The organism is Streptomyces sp. NPDC007905 (assembly GCF_042959345.1).
GTDB lineage: Bacteria > Actinomycetota > Actinomycetes > Streptomycetales > Streptomycetaceae > Streptomyces.
Window position 1 is genome coordinate 160,367 of the sequence record NZ_JBIBKS010000004.1, and the last position, 16,893, is coordinate 177,259.

At 69.0% G+C, this 16,893-nt stretch carries 14 protein-coding genes, 1 tRNA gene and 3 pseudogenes; 6 read left to right on the plus strand and 12 right to left on the minus strand.

Features of this window, described 5'->3' with window-relative positions:
* Positions 1–12: 12 nt before the first annotated feature.
* The 3 genes from ACFZDC_RS09425 to ACFZDC_RS09435 all read right to left on the minus strand — a co-directional run bounded on the left by ACFZDC_RS09425 (position 13) and on the right by ACFZDC_RS09435 (position 3,187).
* The gene (locus ACFZDC_RS09425) at positions 13–1,653 is read right to left on the minus strand and encodes a hypothetical protein (protein WP_391321831.1); all 1,641 of its coding nucleotides are present in this window, start codon (positions 1,651–1,653) and stop codon (positions 13–15) included.
* 117 nt (positions 1,654–1,770) lie between these two features.
* On the minus strand, positions 1,771–2,817 hold the full coding sequence (locus ACFZDC_RS09430; protein ID WP_391321833.1) for a hypothetical protein: 1,047 nt from the start codon (positions 2,815–2,817) through the stop codon (positions 1,771–1,773).
* Position 2,818: 1 nt separating this feature from the next.
* The gene (locus ACFZDC_RS09435) at positions 2,819–3,187 is read right to left on the minus strand and encodes a hypothetical protein (protein ID WP_391321835.1); all 369 of its coding nucleotides are present in this window, start codon (positions 3,185–3,187) and stop codon (positions 2,819–2,821) included.
* 374 nt (positions 3,188–3,561) lie between these two features.
* Here ACFZDC_RS09435 and ACFZDC_RS09440 point away from each other — a divergent pair, with 374 nt between their 5' ends.
* Positions 3,562–4,218 (plus strand): hypothetical protein, encoded by a 657-nt coding sequence (locus ACFZDC_RS09440; protein WP_391321837.1) that lies wholly within the window; start codon positions 3,562–3,564, stop codon positions 4,216–4,218.
* 144 nt (positions 4,219–4,362) lie between these two features.
* Here ACFZDC_RS09440 and ACFZDC_RS09445 read toward each other — a convergent pair whose 3' ends face one another.
* The 3 genes and pseudogenes from ACFZDC_RS09445 to ACFZDC_RS09455 all read right to left on the minus strand — a co-directional run bounded on the left by ACFZDC_RS09445 (position 4,363) and on the right by ACFZDC_RS09455 (position 6,862).
* Positions 4,363–5,211: a Scr1 family TA system antitoxin-like transcriptional regulator gene (locus tag ACFZDC_RS09445; RefSeq protein ID WP_391321839.1), complete on the minus strand. Its 849-nt coding sequence runs from the start codon at positions 5,209–5,211 to the stop codon at positions 4,363–4,365.
* Between the two features lie 14 nt (positions 5,212–5,225).
* Positions 5,226–5,342: pseudogene (locus ACFZDC_RS09450) on the minus strand (DUF6879 family protein); the annotation flags it as partial.
* Positions 5,343–5,611: 269 nt separating this feature from the next.
* Positions 5,612–6,862, minus strand: coding sequence for an erythromycin esterase family protein (locus tag ACFZDC_RS09455; protein ID WP_391321841.1), 1,251 nt, complete (start codon positions 6,860–6,862; stop codon positions 5,612–5,614).
* Positions 6,863–7,416: 554 nt separating this feature from the next.
* On the opposite strand from ACFZDC_RS09455, the gene ACFZDC_RS09460 reads away from it, so the two are divergent.
* Complete coding sequence (locus tag ACFZDC_RS09460) at positions 7,417–7,983, plus strand: hypothetical protein (protein ID WP_391321842.1); 567 nt, start codon at positions 7,417–7,419, stop codon at positions 7,981–7,983.
* A 1,448-nt stretch (positions 7,984–9,431) separates the two neighbouring features.
* Positions 9,432–9,734 (plus strand): hypothetical protein, encoded by a 303-nt coding sequence (locus tag ACFZDC_RS09465; protein WP_391321844.1) that lies wholly within the window; start codon positions 9,432–9,434, stop codon positions 9,732–9,734.
* 243 nt (positions 9,735–9,977) lie between these two features.
* On the opposite strand, the gene ACFZDC_RS09470 is transcribed toward ACFZDC_RS09465, so the two are convergent.
* Positions 9,978–10,062, minus strand: a tRNA-Leu gene (locus ACFZDC_RS09470).
* A gap of 176 nt (positions 10,063–10,238) precedes the next feature.
* Positions 10,239–11,780, minus strand: a complete 1,542-nt coding sequence (locus tag ACFZDC_RS09475) for an aldehyde dehydrogenase family protein (RefSeq protein ID WP_391321846.1) — start codon at positions 11,778–11,780, stop codon at positions 10,239–10,241.
* Between the two features lie 291 nt (positions 11,781–12,071).
* Between ACFZDC_RS09475 and ACFZDC_RS09480 the strand changes: the two are divergent.
* A pseudogene (locus ACFZDC_RS09480) lies at positions 12,072–12,254 on the plus strand (MFS transporter); the annotation flags it as partial.
* Between the two features lie 264 nt (positions 12,255–12,518).
* Here the strand turns inward: ACFZDC_RS09480 and ACFZDC_RS09485 are convergent.
* Both ACFZDC_RS09485 and ACFZDC_RS09490 read right to left on the minus strand, forming a co-directional pair.
* Positions 12,519–13,196: an FCD domain-containing protein gene (locus ACFZDC_RS09485; RefSeq protein ID WP_391321848.1), complete on the minus strand. Its 678-nt coding sequence runs from the start codon at positions 13,194–13,196 to the stop codon at positions 12,519–12,521.
* Positions 13,197–13,367: 171 nt separating this feature from the next.
* Positions 13,368–14,315, minus strand: a complete 948-nt coding sequence (locus tag ACFZDC_RS09490) for a beta-ketoacyl-ACP synthase 3 (RefSeq protein ID WP_391321850.1) — start codon at positions 14,313–14,315, stop codon at positions 13,368–13,370.
* Positions 14,316–14,465: 150 nt separating this feature from the next.
* On the opposite strand from ACFZDC_RS09490, the pseudogene ACFZDC_RS09495 reads away from it, so the two are divergent.
* Positions 14,466–14,686: pseudogene (locus ACFZDC_RS09495) on the plus strand (Fe-S-binding domain-containing protein); the annotation flags it as partial.
* Positions 14,687–14,693: 7 nt separating this feature from the next.
* The gene (gene fdhD / locus ACFZDC_RS09500) at positions 14,694–15,578 is read left to right on the plus strand and encodes a formate dehydrogenase accessory sulfurtransferase FdhD (RefSeq protein WP_391321851.1); all 885 of its coding nucleotides are present in this window, start codon (positions 14,694–14,696) and stop codon (positions 15,576–15,578) included.
* Between the two features lie 258 nt (positions 15,579–15,836).
* Here fdhD and ACFZDC_RS09505 read toward each other — a convergent pair whose 3' ends face one another.
* On the minus strand, positions 15,837–16,379 hold the full coding sequence (locus ACFZDC_RS09505) for an isochorismatase family protein (RefSeq protein WP_391321852.1): 543 nt from the start codon (positions 16,377–16,379) through the stop codon (positions 15,837–15,839).
* 19 nt (positions 16,380–16,398) lie between these two features.
* On the minus strand, positions 16,399–16,836 hold the full coding sequence (locus ACFZDC_RS09510; RefSeq protein ID WP_391321853.1) for a MarR family transcriptional regulator: 438 nt from the start codon (positions 16,834–16,836) through the stop codon (positions 16,399–16,401).
* Positions 16,837–16,893: the final 57 nt, after the last annotated feature.

Below are 16,893 nucleotides of genomic sequence, written 5' to 3' on the forward strand. Positions count from 1 at the left end.
GCGCACAGAGGGCTAATACACCGACTCCACGACCTGCTTGGCCTCCTCCTCGAAGCCCCTGCTCCGCAACAGTCCCACTGCTTCCTGGCGGCACACCGCATCCGCCCACCGGCCGACCGTTCCGCGGTAGAGCAAACGCCGGCGCCACCCGTCCATCCGGCTGGCGCGCACGTGCTCGGCGATCGCCACCACGTCCGCGGGGGTGATCCGCTGCTCGTTCTCCAGACAGCGTTCCAGCAGGTCCCAGGCCTTCTCCTGACCCCAGGCCCGATCCGTCCCGCTGCCGTAGAGGCGGACGGCTGTCTCGGCGACGACACCGCCCATCGGCACCCCGGCCAGCTCGGGGTCGGAGGGATCCGACAACTCTTTGCAGGCGACGTCCGCAGCGATCCTGCCGCGGTTGCCCTGCACCTGCTGTGCCGTGACATAGTCGGCGAACACCCCGGGGTCGACACTCCTGCTCAGCAGTCCTGCGGTGAGTCGGCGGGCGACGGTCCGCGCCACCCGGTACATGTCCCGGGAACGCTCGATCTTCGTCTGCAGTCGCACCAGCTCGCCGCCGGCCCGGCCGTCGATGTGCTCCGCTGCGGCTATCCACAGCAGGCGCCAGCACTCCGGGTCGGCGTCGATGTTCTTCAACTCTTTTACGAGAGTGTCGATCTCAGCTGGGGAGCGCGGTCCGGCGGCACATGCCACGCCACGGGCCACGACTTTGGAGTACAGGTCGACCCTGGTCCTTGCCACGGTCTCGAACTTCTGCCAGCGGCTGATGATCTCGGCGAGTTCATACAGCTCCTCGCGTGCCGCAGCCTGATCCTGGACCGCCTCGCAACGCTCCGGGTCGCTCTGGGCCAACTCCCGGCAGACCGCGGCTACGTTGTGGTACTGCAACCGCTTGCCCACATGCTCGATGAGGGAGTCCGGGCTGTGTTCCGAGCCCGAGATCAGCTTGGCGACGGTATCCCTGGTGGGCCCCACCAGATCCGTGTCGCCCAGCCGCGTGTCGATCCAGTTCTCCAGCACCGGCTCAACCGGGCTGAGCATGCGCAGGGCCGTGACCAGGTCGTTGAGCCCGGCCGGCGTCGTCGTGTCGGACTGCCGCGCCCCGGACGTATTGATCCTCTGCACGGCCCGTCCCAGTAGGTCCACCGCCGCCTCTGCGCACCCTTCGTCGCGCAGCCCGAGATACAGCAGTGCCGTGTCGAGCATGGTCCGCTTCTCGCTGAACGTGTTCAGCGTGGCGTCGACGAGGTCCTGCTTGCCCTGCCCGCGCAACTCCCGGACGAACCGGGCCACGTCAAGCGCCGTGCGCTGACGAGCCACATCGTGCACGATGCCCTTGCTCAGCGCAGAGGGCCGGTACTCGGCAATCTCGGGTTCCGGCTGCCGCCGCTCCCCCTGCCCGGCAACGCTCGGAGAGGCGGCGCCGTCGATCTCTGACTGACGGCATGCCAGGTCCGCCGCATCGCCGATGCTTCGCCACAGCGCCGCCGTCGCCAGTACGTTCACCGCGTCGTAGAAGTGGAACTTGGTCGCTGCTTCGATCAGTTGGTCGGTCGACCGCTGGATCGCGAAGGCGTACAGTACCCGGATCGCGACGGCGGGCCGAGGCGGCTCACCCTTGCTCTCGTTGCCCTTTCGAAGGGCCTGCACGCGCGCCGCGACTTCTTCGGTGCTGCTCCGGGTCACCCAGGAGTATCGGACGCTCCACGTCCGATCGTCGTCCAGCCAGCCCTCGGCTCCGGGTCGAGCCCTACTCATGCGTGACGCTCAAGCTGCCCGACGCTCCATCCGGCTGAAGTATCTGGCGAAGGTGTCCGGGGAACGGTAGGCATCGTTCGCCCGTATATCGATGTGCTCCGCCAGCTTCAGGCTGTCGTCATCCCCTCTGTCGCACAGGGCGGAGACGATGTCGGCGGTGGTGCACTCGTCCTTCAGCAGGTACGGGATGCGCGCGTCCGGGTCGCCCCTCAACCAGTCGATCCAGCCGTGCCGATCGGTGGGCAGCGATGGATCCACACGCTGGTCGGCGGCCATCCGGTTGGTGAAGATCTGAGTTCCGTCGGGAGCGTCCCTGAGCACCATCCGCGGCTGCGGATGCCCCGCGGTGCACTTCCCCATCTCGGCCTTGATGGCCTCCCGGAGCAATCCGAAGGTGAGCTGGTCCTTGCGGTCCCGAATGCCTCGCGAAAGGACGTTGAGCAAGTGACCGCTGAACGGAGTGCACTGGTCGAACGGTGCTGGGAGACCGGGACACCCCGCGGCGGAGGCGAGCGGACCGGCGAGGGCGGCATCCTGGCCGAGAGCGCTGAGGACGCAGGTGCCCTCGAACTGGCGGCCCATCACACCCGGCAGTTTCGGCTCCTCCTCGGCCGGGCCCAGGTCGCCCAGCCGGTGTGAGTAGCAGCAGTCGGCGATGAGGACCTTCAGCCCAGCCGCGGCCTTGCGCATGGTGCGGTACACGTACCAGCTGTTCAACCACGTCCACGGAGCCCGGTCCTGAGACGTGCCCACCGAGAAGTGCACCTGGTCCCCGGCGGGGACGTCGCCCCAGCAGGCTCCGTGGCCGACGTAGACGACGAGCAGGGTGTCCGAAGGGCCGGTCTCGGCGGCGGTCTCCTCCAAGGCGCGCATCACCCCGTCGACCGTCCCTGCCTCGTCCGGGCCGAGCACCCGGCAGCCGTCCGCACCCCAGAGCTTGTCGCCTGCGAGGACTTCTCTGTACATACGTCCGCTCGCCGCGATTGTGGGCCAGCCGGGGATGTTCGATCCCGGCTGGTACTCCCCAGGTGCGATCACCAGTGCGCGTGAAGCCATCTCAGCCGTTCACTCCTTCGGATCCCCTGGGCCGGCCCTCGTCCGGGGCGCCCGCCGGAGCGTCAGTGGATGACGGCGGCACGGACCTTACCTCGACCTGGGCCTGCGGCGGATCCAACCGGCCGGCCCGCCACCGCTCGACGGCCCGCTTCGTGGCGTCCAGGGCCGCGCCGAGGGACTCCTCGGTGAGCTTGGAGACAGCGGCCACCAGCAGGATCTCGACGATGCCGCCGGTCAGGACCCACCCCTGGTCGACCTCCTCGCGGCGCCATTCCAGACCGGTATCCGCCTCGAGTTCGCCCCGTATCCGCTCCGGATCGTCCAACCCGAGTAACGCGCCCCTCACGGACACCGAGATCACCGCTGCCACTTACCGGCCCCCATGTCGTCGAGTTCTGGTCCCCACCCCGATCCCATCCAGGGTATCGGGCCTGACGGAGCAGGCACAGACGGTTCACGACTCCGTCCGTCAGCCGGGGTCCGCTCTCACGTCAGGGGCCTCCTCGACGTCGACGACGTCACCCTCGGCCACCGCACCCGGATGACCCCCAACCCGCCCGACAAGGGATCCACTCCAACGAACCCGCCCACGCAGGGATCATCAGCCCCGCTCTCTTCGACACCGCCCGCACCGTGCGTACACAACGCGCCCGCAACCAGGGGCGGCAGAAGCGCGCCGGGAAGCGGGGCGGGCGCCCCTACGCTCCGCGCGGTCGGGTCCGCTGCAGCCCGTGCAGGCGCAAGATGCAGCCCGCCACCATCCGCAGCTACGTCTACTACCGCTGCGAATTCAGAGAGGAAGAAGCCGCCCTCTATCCCGACCTGACGCACCCACGCACCGTCTACCTGCGCGAAGACATCCTGGGCCAGGCCCTGGACCGGTGGATCGCCCGGGCCTTCGCCCCCGACCGGCTCTCCGCCACCGTCGAAGCGCTCACCCACGCGAGCGCCGCAGCAAGCACCGCAGAGCCGCAGACCCCCGAGCAGGCCCAAACACGCCGGGCGAGCAAGGAAAGCGAGCGGCAGCTCGCCCGCCACCAAGCAGCCCTCGACGCCGGAGCCGACCCCGCCGCCGTCACCCAGTGGATCAACGAGGCCCTGCGGGACAAGGACGCGGCGCGGAAGAAGCTCGACGCGCACCCCGCCGTCCCCCAGAAAAAGCAATCCCCGCTCGACACGCGACAGATCCGGCAGATCACTGCCAGTCTTGGAGACATTGCACAGCGCATCCAGAGTGCTGCCGCCGAGCAGAGGGCCGCTCTACGACGCCCTGGGTATCACCATCAGCTACGAACACGCAACGAGGACCGCGACTGCAAGGTCGAGGCCCTCGTCACCGTATCGTCAATCGTTGTGTCCGAGGGGGGACTTGAACTCTCCACTCGGGCATCAGCCCATTAGCTGGCTGAGCTGCGAAAACGTACCCTCTCGGCGCCCTTCGGGGCTGTGAGGGTTGGTCATGCTCACCTGCTGTTTCTGCCCGTTGCCGACCGCTGTTGGTCATGCGTTGGTCACGTGGCCAACCCGTTCGAGAACCACGCCCACTCAGTCCAGGGATGCCAATGCACCTGCTATCAGGGAACGTGCCGCAGCTCCCCGCGCGGCCCCCTGAGAGAGTCGGTCAAAGGCTCGGGCGTACAGCTCGACCTGGCTGGGCTGCGTGAGGGTGGCGGCAGCGTCCAGCGTGTCCGCGTGCACTCTGGTGTCGTCGAAGATCGTGAAGGTGGGCATGGGCCACATGGTCCGTTGCGTCGAAAGTGGGACGATCCCCAGGGCGACGTTCTGGAGATCCATAACCCCGAGGAGATGGCCAAGCTGCGCTGCCATCGTCTCGACGCTGCACAGCCGGTACCGCAACACCGACTCCTCCAGTACGAAGGAGAACCGGCATGCGCAATTACTCAGCACCGCGTTGCGCCTCATGCGGGCCGCCACGGCATCGCTTACGTCGTCCGGGGTACCTCGGAAGTCTGCGATGGACGACAGCAGGGCAGCGGCGTACCCGGGCGTCTGGAGGAATGCGGGAATCACGTCGGAGACGTAGACCCTGAACGTCTTTGTTTGTTGGTACAGATCACCTGTGGACTCTTGCAGGCGGCGAAGACCGCTCCGCTGGAGTCGCCTCCACTGCACATGGGCATCGGCGGACTGTCGGTTAGCCGCGATCAAGTCCGGGGCCTGATCATCAGCGGCGCAGGCTCGACACCACGCTTTTATGTCCGCGTCCGAGGGTGGTGTCTTAGCGTTCTCGATCCGGGATGACTTCGACTCCGACCAGCCGCACCTGACGGCCAGCTCCCGCCCGCTGATCCCCGCATCCTTCCGGATCTCACGGATACGGCCGGCCAGCTCTTCGCGGGCCTGCTGAACGCGTGAAGACGGGTGTGTGGGCACGGAGCTGGCTTTCGTCAGATCTTGTACAGATGGTGCGGGACTGCTCGCTCCCAGACCGCTTCGAAAGCAGCCGAGCATAGCTTCACGGCTCCCGGGTCCGCGGTAATCTCGTCCTCCACCACCGCGCCATCAGGCCCATGAGGGCGGTGCCCCGCCGCGGCCACGCCGATGACCGTCCACGAGTAGGTCTGGCACTCCTACCGCGATTCCGGACTACAAGCGCGAGGTCCAGCCGAACAACGCGATCCACCGTCGCCCCACTGCGACACCGACGTACCAGCACACTTCGGCCCAGCATCAACGGCTGTCCCCTGCCGCGTGACAAGACCGTCACGTAGGAGTTGCTGTGCCCGGTCACGGCTATCAATGTGGGCTGCGGTCCGGACAGCTGTGTTGGCTCTCAGGTCAGTAGTATCGAGGGCGTCGAACGGGCCACGTACGCCAATCCGTCGTACTCACGCATGAGCACCGTCTGAGTCATCGAGAAGCGGTACGTCACGCGTGGCACGCCGGCGCCGAAGGACCGCATGAACTGCGGGCTCTCCAGCCACTCGGCAACGGCGGGCTCGGTCCGGCCGGCGCGGAGATCGATCAGGTGGTCCTCGGAGGTGACCGAGGCCAGCTGGGCCTCGACGGAGTGCGGACCCGTCGCGCTGACGGTGTGTTTCCTGGGCGGTCGTGTCGCGGAGTTTCCGGGGCGGGCTCGGAAGGCGCCTTCGCCGAACAGCAGGCCGAGGGCGTAGTACCGCTCACCGTAGTGGTCCCTGAGGTGCTGCCCCATGGCGGGAATGTTTCCGGCGTAACAATCGGTGCAGACATGGCCGTTGTGGGCCCAGACGGCCACCTTTCCGGCGGTCCCCTCCTCCAGGGAGATCACTGCCTGGGCCATGTGGCGGTCCCGGGCGGCCAGCGCGCCCGCCTCCACCCCTTCGCCCCGCGGCGGCCGGGAGGCCACGTCAGCGGCGGCCACGATCAGGCGCGCATGCCTGAGTGCCTGATCGACGGCCGCGTCCCCGATGTGCGCGGCAAGCCGGGAGTGCTCCTCCTCGAGGAATCGCTCCAGATCACGTGCCTCGGCAAGGAGTTGGGGGCGCTGGTCCACGAGTGACCCGGTCCTGGCCTCCGCCAGTGTGCCGAGCAGGCCATCGGTGATGTCCGCCCGTTCCGGTGCCAGCGTGCGCAGCAAGGCGGCCAGCGCCGACAGGGAGGGGCCGCATCGCTGCGGATCGATGCCCACGAATCGTACGGCCCGGTCCTGGGGAACCGTTCGGTTGTGGTCGCGCATCCACTCGACGACGTCGAGCATTTCCCGTGTCCGCCACGTCCAGAAGCCGAGGCCGACCACTGCGTCGACGGCATCACCGGTTCCGTGCAGCACGTAGTCGTCGACCGCCTGAGCAGCGGAGGCACTGGCCTCCATGGCCAGAGCGGTGAACCTCATCTCCTCGACGAGGAAGCGCAGTAACAGGTGTTTGAGCCGGAAGAACTCGGCGGTCCCGTGCGTCGCTTCCCCCATCCCCAGAACACGTACGTCGCGCAGAACCTTGCGCAGTGGCTCCAGGTCACCGTAGCCCGGGTCCGATGCCTCGGGGTGCAGGCCTTTCAATGGCAAGGCGTTCTCTTTCAGCCATCGTTGCACTTCCTCGGTCATCGCCATGTCCTTTCGCGTCACCTCTCGACACGGTGAGCCTAGCCTTTCTGCGATCACGCCCGAACGGACCGCACGCATTTCGGCCGAGAGTTCCGCCAGGTCCTCCAGGGCCGCCGCATTCCAGCCATGCGCGAGACCTACACCTGCGCAGTTGAGGACCACTTCGTCCACGCCCACTCGGGCGTCCAGCAGATGACGGCAACTTCTACGACTGGTTCGCGCGCCTTCGGTTCAAGGGCAGCCAGGCCGAAGCACTTGCGCTCGTCGGGGCTGTCTTCGCACCACCGTCGTCTCTCACGCCGGCGGTTCCAGTCACGGATCCGACCACCGCTCGACTCGCTGATGCCGAGGCTCGGATCGAGGAACTACTCAACCAGCTTTATGTCGCGACACGCAAGGGTGAAGCAGCTGAACGTGAGCTCGCGCAACTCCGTCACGATCTCGCCAACGCCGAAGCGAGCGAGCATCGATACCGAAAATCCGTTGCCCTCACAGAACGCCATCATTCAGATCTGCAAGAGCAAGTCGCTTTGCTCCGAGAAGGCCTGGGAGGCATGGCTGACACGGCGGAACTGGTGAAAAGCCTCGCGGACGCCGAGGAATTGCGAGAACTCGCTCTCGCCGAGAACTCCCTGCTGCTGGAGCGTGTGCGAGCGGCCGACTCGGAAGCCGCAGAGTGCGGAGCGCGCGCTGACGATCTGGCGGCGCAGGTAGACACTCTCCTTGGGAGAGTGGCGGAACTTGAGGCGCTGGAGACTGAGCGACTTCGTGCCGCGATCGCGCAACGGCCCCGGCGATGGGGTGTCATTGAGTTCCTGCCTCAGGCGTTCAGCCGCCTCGAGTTCGTTCTCGATGCAGTCGATGTGATCGCCAACCTCGATTCGCCAGCGTCCACGATGAATGCACTTGCCGAGATCGACTCTGGGCGCCCGGTCGGGAAGGTCCTTTCGGGATTGCGTGGCTGGTTTGAGGTGACGAAATTGGCGACGGGCGTCGCGGGAAGCGAGCGACTTGGCCGCATCTACTACAAGCCGGACGGCCAAAGAGTGCTTGTCAGTGTGCACATCGAACAGGACGAAAAACATCAAAGACATCACATCGAGAGGTTGCGAGCCTTCTGACCCCGGTTACCGACGCCTGAGGGAAGCCTCGATGTCGGGGGGTTCGTGGCGCAGTTCCTTGGCGTCGATCTTGGGAACTTGCAGCCGGCCCTGCTGTGGAGGGCATGGCGGAGTCCGTTGCTGTGCTATCCGTCGTCGGTGCCCCATGGGGTTGGTACCTCGGGCGCCTGCGCCAGCACCCCACTTAACCGGGGAGTTACCAAAAGCAGGACGGCCTTGAGGGTGGATCGGGCGCGTCCTGGCAACTTTCCAGAATCCAGTCGACCTTACTGGCCCCTCGTCCGAAATCCACACCTATCCTGAAGCAGGGCCAGGTAGTTTCAGCCGATGCAACGCTCCGGCGGCCGACAAGAGGTGGCAAGTGACAGCGGATGTCCGTGGGCCGGCATGGGCACTCGAGGGATTGGGCGTGCGGTCCGGGCGCTATCCCCTGGCGGTGGAGGGCCCGGTGATGCGGGCGGTAGACCGGTTGGTTCCTGGAGTGTCCACGGTGACCCGTTACATCCGTTACCACGCGCTGTATGCGGCGATCGCGGCGCACGCGGAACGGAACGCGTGGGACATCACCGCGTGCCGCCGGGCGGTTCGCCGCAGCGAGGTCCTGCTGGCGGCGCTCCAGCACCACACGGAGACAGACCCCGCGTGGCTTGCCCACGGGGTTGATCGGGTGCGGCGTTTCCGCACAGAGGAACTGGAACTCGCGCGAGCCGCCGATGAGGAGCAGCTGAGCCAGTCGTACTCACCCCGCCGCTGGGGTTTTTGGGACCAGTACGGCGGACCCGCCACGGTGCTCGGCACCGTGGACGTCCGGGAGGGAGTGCTCAGACCCGGCCGGCACCCGTGCCCTCCTGCGGTCAAGGAGCTCTTCGCACCTCTGCTGTCTCTCGCAGAGCGGGACGTCGTGCCCTTCGCCGACCTGGAGCCAGTGGGGCAGGCGGCTCTTGGTGTCCCTTGCCCGGCCGAGCGGGAATGGCTGACGGACGTGCTGACCGCAACTCGCGGTGGAGGAACCCACGCGCAGGGGGACTGGGAGGCGTCCGACCGCACTCGGCGTGCGACCCTCCGTATCCTCGGCCGGGCGATCGATCTCCACGGTCATGAGGGCGACGGGTATCAGGAGACGCTGCGCTCCGCGGTGGCCTTCGGTGGCGAGGCGACGACGGATCCCGTTCTGGCGGCGATTCCCGAAACGGCCGGTTGGCGGGGAGTGCTGCTGCGCCATTACTCCGTCGGCGCCTGGCGTCGGCTGTGGGCCGCACTGGTGGCCGGTGTCGGCTCCAAGGACGGCGAGGCCGACCGGTCGGCCGAGGAACTGCGCGACTGGCTGGCGCAACAGGCTCCGGATGCGAATGTACGGCGGGTCCTGGATGACCTGCCTCCGCTCAAAACGCGGCAGGTCAGTTGTTGCCTGTCGAACGCAACTCCTGACGCAGGGTGCCGATGCCCCGATGACCAATGGACTGCGCAGTCAGAACGAGGGCGGCAACGGCAACCTCAAGAAGTCCGCCCTCGACAGCATCGACAATCCCCAGCTCCGCCTGCCGCACGGACGCGTCGCACAGACCCTGCTCAATGCCGTCATCATCTTCGTGGCGAACCTCAGAGCCATCCGACGGTTCCTCCGCGACCAGGGCATCCAGCCCCGCAAAGCCAGCACGCAGAGCGCCGCAACCCAACCCGGTGAGCCCTCCGACCCGCCCCAGGCGCGACCGCTTCCGACCGAGCAGGTCGAGCCTCCGCCACGTGAGTGACACACCCCCGCAGCGCTCCGCCCCCTGAAAACCCCACATGCCTGCGCCACGGCCACCAGCCGTCGCACAGGCATGTCCTGTTTCCGCAGATGAGAGGCGCAGCACTCGGACCGCCACCGCACCAACCCCTCACCGAGCCGATCACGAGGCCCGAAGGCCCAGAAACGACGAAATACCGGTGAGTCACATGACTCGACCGGTAATTCGTGAACGCTTCGGGACGATCTCGTGAACGTCCCGCGGTGTCCGAGGGGGGACTTGAACCCCCACGCCCGATAAAGGGCACTAGCACCTCAAGCTAGCGCGTCTGCCATTCCGCCACCCGGACCAGGTGTCTGTCGCCTGACGGGGGTGTTTCCCGCGGCGACACGGACAACAATACCAAGGTTTCGGAGTGCGTTTCACCTGCGTATTCCGTGCGGTGGGCGGCGGCCGGGGTGCCATGGAGGGGTCCGGCCGCCGGGTCGTACGTGAGGTGACGGGACGGGTACGCCGCGCGCCCGATCAGGGCATGAGCTGGTACTCCGGGAAGTTCCCGGGCAGCCGCTCCCCCGCCGGGCCCTGGGTGACGGCCCGCACGAGCAGCTCTCCGCCCACGAAGGCCCCGCGCCACGATGCGCCGAACCCGCCGAACAGCTCCTCGCGGTCCCCGCGGGAGCGGGGCTTGCCGTGGCCGACCTTGAAGGCGCGGATCTGGGGCGCGAGCCTCGCGAACGTGGCCTTGTCGTCCGTGGAGAGGGTGGCGACCAGGGCACCGTTGGACGCGTTCATGGCGGCCAGCAGCTCCGCCTCCGTGTCGACCAGGACGATGGTGTCGACCGGGCCGAAGGGTTCCGCGTGGTGGAGCGGGGACGAGCGGGGCGGGTTCAGGAGGGTGACCGGGTGGACGTAGGCCGAGGTGTCCTGGCCGGGCAGGAAGCGGGCGGCGGCCGGATCGCCCCGGTACAGGGGTACGGCCCCGCGGTCGATGGCCTCCGCGACCTGGTCGTGCAGGTCCTTCGCCTTGGCCGCGTTGATCACTGGGCCGAAGTCCAGTTCCGGGCAGGGGTCGTCCGCTCGCTCCACCGCCAGCGGGTGGCCGATCCGGATTCCGCGGACCGCCGGCAGGTACGCCGCGAGGAACGCGTCGAAGAGGCCGCGCTGGACCACGAAGCGGGGGTAGGCCGTGCAGCGCTGTTTGCCGTAGTCGAAGAGTTTGGGGATCGCCGCGGTGAGCGCGTCCCAGTCCGAGTAGTTCCAGATGCCCCAGGTGTTCAGGCCTTCCTGTTCCAGTACGTGCCGCTTGCCGAGGTCGGCGACGGCCGTGGCCACCGCGGCGCCGGTGTCGCGGCCGCCGACGAAGGAGACGCAGCCGATCTCGGGCGCCCGCACCAGGGCCTGGGACAGCTCGCCGCCGCTGCCGCTGACGAGGGTGACGGGCAGGCCCTCACGGGCGGCGAGGGCGCAGGCCAGGGTCAGACAGGCGACGCCGCCGTCGGTCGGGGTCTTCGCGATGACCGCGTTGCCCGCGAGTGCCTGCACCAGCAGTGCGTGGACGAGGACGCTCATCGGGTAGTTCCAGCTCGCGATGTTGGACACCGGGCCGTCCAGCGGTGCCCGGCCCGCGAGCATCGGCTCGATGCCGTCCACGTACCAGCGCACCCCGTCGATGGCCCGGTCCACGTCCGCCTGGGCGAGCCGCCAGGTCTTGCCGATCTCCCAGACGAGCAGCAGTGCGAGGAGTTCGCGGTGTTCGGTGAGTGCGTCGAGGGTGGCGGCGACCCGGGCCCGGCGTTCGGCCGACGGGATGTGCCGCCAGGCGCGGTGCTGGTCGAGTGAGGCCTTCACGGCCTGTCGGGCGGCGGCCCGGTCCAGTCGGGGCGGGCCCGCGATCGGGCTGCCGTCGACCGGGCTGGTGGCGGGCAGCGCCCTGCCGTCCGCGTGCCAGGCGGCGTTCCAGAGGTTGAGGACGCGGTCGTCCCGGAAGGCTTCGGGCGCGGCGGCGAGGCAGCGCCGCCATGCGTCGGCCCAGGATGTTCGGGACTTGAGGGTGAGGGTGGGTGCCATACGGATGCTCCGCTCTCGGTGCACGGTCGAGAGAAAGGGTCCGGGGGACCTTCGCTGGAAGGGTGTGGCGGGGTTGCGTGGAGGTGCGTGGCCGTCCGGCGCACGGCTCGCGTCGTGGTGTGCCGGACGGCTCGGGCTGGAGCCGCGGCCGTGACCGATGAAGGTACCGTCAGGTCTTGGAGACCGACAGTCACCGGGTGTCGACTATGAGTGAAGTCACTGTGCTCCCGCCAGTCGGGCGAGTACCAGGTGCGCCGTCTCGGTTGCGGGTCCTGCCCACCCCGACCCCGGAGCGGACTGTTCGGCGGGGGCCTCGGCTCCATGGTGGTGGGTGCCTCGGGTTACGACGGCGCCTACGCACTGGCCGGCGGCGTGTCGATGGTGGCGGCGGCACTCGCGCTGATGCTGCGGCGGCCGGGCCGCGACGGCGGAACGGCGCCGGTGGGGGCGCCCGAGCGGCAGACCGCCACCTGACGACGGGCTCCCGCCCGCACGCGGCGCTCCACCTTCACGACCGGCTCGCCGATCACCGGAGGGGCACACCGTCACCACTGGATGTCCGCCCGGAGCGGCGACGCCGGGGGGCGCCGGGGGGCGCTGGACGTGCCACCGCAGCGAGCATCCGACGCCGTCCGATGTCGTCTCAGCGGCGGCTTCGCGGTCACCGCCGCGGCCGCCGCCGCGGGCGCTGCGTCGGTCGGTCGTCGCCCGGAGGGCGATGGTGGCTGCGGCCGCGGCTCAGGACGCGTTCTGTTCGTGGTACGAGCGGCGCGTGTGCTCGGTGTGTTCACGCATCAGACGGGTGGCGCGCTGCTCGTCGCGGGCCGCGATCGCGGCGATCAGTTCGCGGTGTTCGATCCACGACTGCTTGCCGCGCCGCCGGGCCACCGGCGTGTAGTACCAGCGCACCCTGCGGTCGACCTGCGCTGCCAGTTCGGCGAGGACGGTGTTGCCGGCCAGCTCCATGACCTTGGCGTGGAAGGCCGCGTTGAGGGCGACCGCACGGTCCACGTCCTCGGCAGCGACCGACTTCTCGCCCTCGGCGCACAGCTCCTCCAGCACGGCGATGCCGGGGCTGCCCGCGTGGGCTGCGGCCAGCCGGGCCGCCTCCGCCTCAAGGAGCGTGCGGACCGTCAGGAGCTGGTCGGCCTCCTCGTGGGTGGGCTCGTGGACGAACGCGCCCTGCGCGGGCCGCAGGTCGACCCAGCCCTCGGTGTTCAGCCGCTGCAGCGCCTCCCGCACCGGTTGCCGGGAGACACCCAGGTGCCCGGCGAGTTCGCTCTCCACGAGGTGCTGTCCGGGCTGCAGGGCGCGGGTGGTGATCAGCTCGAGCAGTGCCTCGTACACGCGGTCGCGCAGCGGGCCGGGCCGTTCCAGCCTGGGCACGGATCCCTGCGGCAGTCCGGTCGGCAACATCGAGGTCCCCCTCCTGGGCAGGCTGCCGTACACAGGGCAGGCCGTCCGTATGCAGCACGCACTGGACCGTCCACTCTGAATTGTCTGTCGTCTGCAATCTACGGTGCGCAAAAGCCGAAGGAAGCGGGAGGTGAGCGCGTCACGTCCCCCCGTGCGCCCCCTCGGCCGCCCTCACGGGCACCGTACGACCTGCCCGGCGTACGACAGATTGCCGCCGAAACCGAACAGCAGGGCCGCGTCGCCGCTGCGGACCGCGCCCTGCTCGAGCAGCTTGGACAGGGCGAGCGGGATGCTCGCAGCGGAGGTGTTGCCGGAGTCGGTGACATCGCGTGCGATCACGGCGTTGACGGCGCCGAGCTTCTCGGCGAGCGGCTCGATGATGCGGAGGTTGGCCTGGTGCAGGACGACCGCGGCGAGTTCGGTGGGGTCGATGCCGGCCTTCTCGCAGGCGCGCCGGGCGATGGGCGGCAGCTGTGTGGTGGCCCAGCGGTAGACGCTCTGCCCCTCCTGGGCGAACCGGGGCGGCGTCCCCTCGATGCGCACCGCGTGGCCCATCTCCGGTACCGATCCCCACAGCACCGGTCCGATCCCGGGCTCCTGGCCCTGTGCGCACGCCTCGACCACGGCGGCCCCGGCCCCGTCACCGACCAGGACACAGGTGGTGCGGTCGCTCCAGTCGGTGACCTCGGACATCTTGTCGGCGCCGATGACCAGAGCCCGGGTCGCCGCGCCCGCCCGGACCGTGTGGTCGGCGGTGGCGAGGGCGTGGGTGAAGCCGGCGCAGACCACGTTGACGTCCATGGCGGCCGGCTGCGGGATGCCGAGCCGAGCCGCGACCCGGGCGGCGGTGTTCGGGGAGCGGTCGATCGCCGTGGAGGTGGCCACGAGGACCAGGTCGATGTCGCCGGGGGCGAGCCCCGCGCCGGCAAGCGCCTTGGCGGCGGCATGCGCGGCCAGCTCGTCGACCGGCTCGTCGGCGCCGGCGATGTGCCGGGTCCTGATGCCCACCCGGCTCCGGATCCACTCGTCACTGGTGTCGATCATCCCAGCCAGGTCGTCGTTGGTGAGCACCTTCGCGGGCTGGTAGTGACCGATGGCGGCGATGCGCGAGCCGTTCATGGCGGGGTCCCCCTCGTTGCCGTGGGTAGCGGGATTCACCAGTCTGATCAGTGACTCACGGGTACGGCGGCAGGTGAAGCCACAGGAAACGGGTGCCCCAGTTGTCGGCTTCCGGCAGAACTCCTCGGACGCCCGAGCACTCATCCGGTCAAGTCGGAGTTCGACATGGGGGCAGCGGGTAGGTGGGACGAGTCCAGGCAGACGGAGACGACCACGGTGTGCGCCTACTCGGAGTGGGCTGCGACGTCACGCTCCATGTGCAGGACAATGAGATCGTCTAGGTCACCTCACCGCACGACAAGCCGGTGGCCCACGGCGATCTCTGCATCCAGGGCCGTTTCGGCTGCCAGCACGTACAGAACCGGGGCTGATCAGGACATGGGACGAGTCACGGAACGACGCAAGGTCCTTCGCATCCGGGACGGGGCGGTCTCCAGCCGGCCGGACACGCTCGTCGCCGAGGAACCGCTGGAAATCCGGCTGAACGGCAAGTCCCTCGCGATCACCATGCGCACACCGGGCGACGACTTCGCGCTGGCGGCGGGGTTCCTGGTGAGCGAGGGCGTACTGGCTACCGCATCCGACCTGCAGAACATTGTCTACTGTGCGGGGGCGACCGGTGGGGGCCCCTCCCGCTCGGGCGGAGCCGGGAGTGGGGGAGGCTCGAACACCTACAACGTGGTCGACGTGAAGACCGCCCCGGGGGTCAAGCTGCCCGACTTCACCCTGGAGCGGAACGTCTACACGTCGTCCTCGTGCGGGCTGTGTGGCAAGGCCAGCCTGGACGCCGTACGCACGACCGCACGCTGGCCGATCGCGGACACTCCCGCGCTCCGGATCACCCCGGAGCTGCTGGCAAGTCTGCCGGACCGGCTGCGGGCGGCGCAGCGGGTGTTCGACCGGACCGGGGGCCTGCACGCGGCCGCGCTGTTCACCGAGGACGGGGAGCTTTTGGACGTACGGGAGGACGTGGGCCGGCACAACGCGGTCGACAAGCTGGTCGGGCGGGCGCTGCAGAAGGGTGACCTGCCGCTGTCGCGGACGATTCTGCTCGTCTCGGGCCGGGCCTCCTTCGAGCTGGCGCAGAAGGCCGTGATGGCGGGCGTCCCGGTGCTGGCGGCGGTGTCGGCGCCCTCGTCGCTGGCGGTGGACCTGGCCGCCGAGACCGGCCTGACGCTGGTGGGATTCCTGCGGGGCAGCTCGATGAACGTGTACGCGGGCGAGGACCGCGTCGCCCTGCCGGCCACGGCCGCCCAGGGCTGACCGGTTCCCTGCGGCACGGCGGCGGGGCCCCGACCGGCGGGGAGCGCCCCCTGCGCCTTCGGGGCCCCGCTGTTCGGCTGCGTTCGCCTCGGGGGCGCCTCGGCCGGTGTCGAGACCGCGATCGTGCTTAGCGTTTCGCGCCTCCGCGATCGTGCCCAGCGCTTCGCGCTCCGCGATCTCAACACCGGCGCGCCCCCTACGGCTCTCTTCGCGGCCGACACGTCGGGACAGTGGGCGTTGGTGGGTCCGTGCCGCACTTCAGCGGTTGGCTGTTCCACCGTGGGTGAAGCTCAGGTCCGCCGCCGTCGTCACCGTGCCCAGTCTCGGGAAGTCGAGCCTGACCGACGCCTCGTGCTCGGCGGCGGTGAACGCCGCCATGGCGTCCTCGACGAAGACCAGGTCGTAGCCGAGGTCGGCGGCGGCGCGGGCGGTGGATTCGACGCCGAGGTTGGTGGCGATGCCGCCGAGGACCAGGGTGCGGATGCCGCGTTCACGCAGCCGCTGGTCGAGGTCCGTGCCCTGGAAGCCGCCGATGGTGCGCTTGGCCACCTCCAGGTCGCCGTCCCTGCGCAGTCCCGCCACCAGCCCGCTGCCGGGCGGCTGTTCGGGCACCGAGGGCCGTTCGACCCGGATCAGGACGACGAGGGCGCCGGCACCGCGGAAGGCTGCCGCCAGGTGCTCGGCGGTGGCGAGCGCGTCGGTGCCTTTGCGGGGTTCCAAGGGCAGCGCGACGATGCGGTCCATCAGGTCGACGAGGACGAGGGCGGTGCGCTGCGGATCGAGCACGGGAGCTGCGGTCATGACGGAACGTTAGCCGCCGTCAGCCGTCCGTGCCGGAAATCCGGAGCAACAGGCCCATGAACTGATCGCGTTCGGCCGTCGACAACGGCGCGAGCAACTCGTCGTTCGCCTCGCGGGCCGCCTTTTCGCAGCGGGTGAGCAGTCGGTCGCCGTCGTCGGTGAGGGACACGGCGTTCTTGCGCCGGTCCGTGGGGTCGGGGGCGCGCACGACGAAGCCGGCCAACTGCAGGTCGTTGAGGACGCCGACCAGGTCCTTGGGGTCGAGGCGGACGCTGCGGCCGAGGTCGGCCTGGGCGACGGGGGCGAGGTCGCGGACGGCGGAGAGGACGACGTGGTGCCACATTTTCATGCCCTCGGCCGCGAGGGCGTCGGCGACCAGGGCGCGGCCGCGGGCGGCGGCCCGGCCCAGGACCCAGCTGGGCAGCGCGCGGATGGCGGGGAGGGGTGCTTCGGCCATGACGCCAGCCTACTGAAGAATCATTGGACTTCCCAATGAACTCTCAGTACCGTTGGG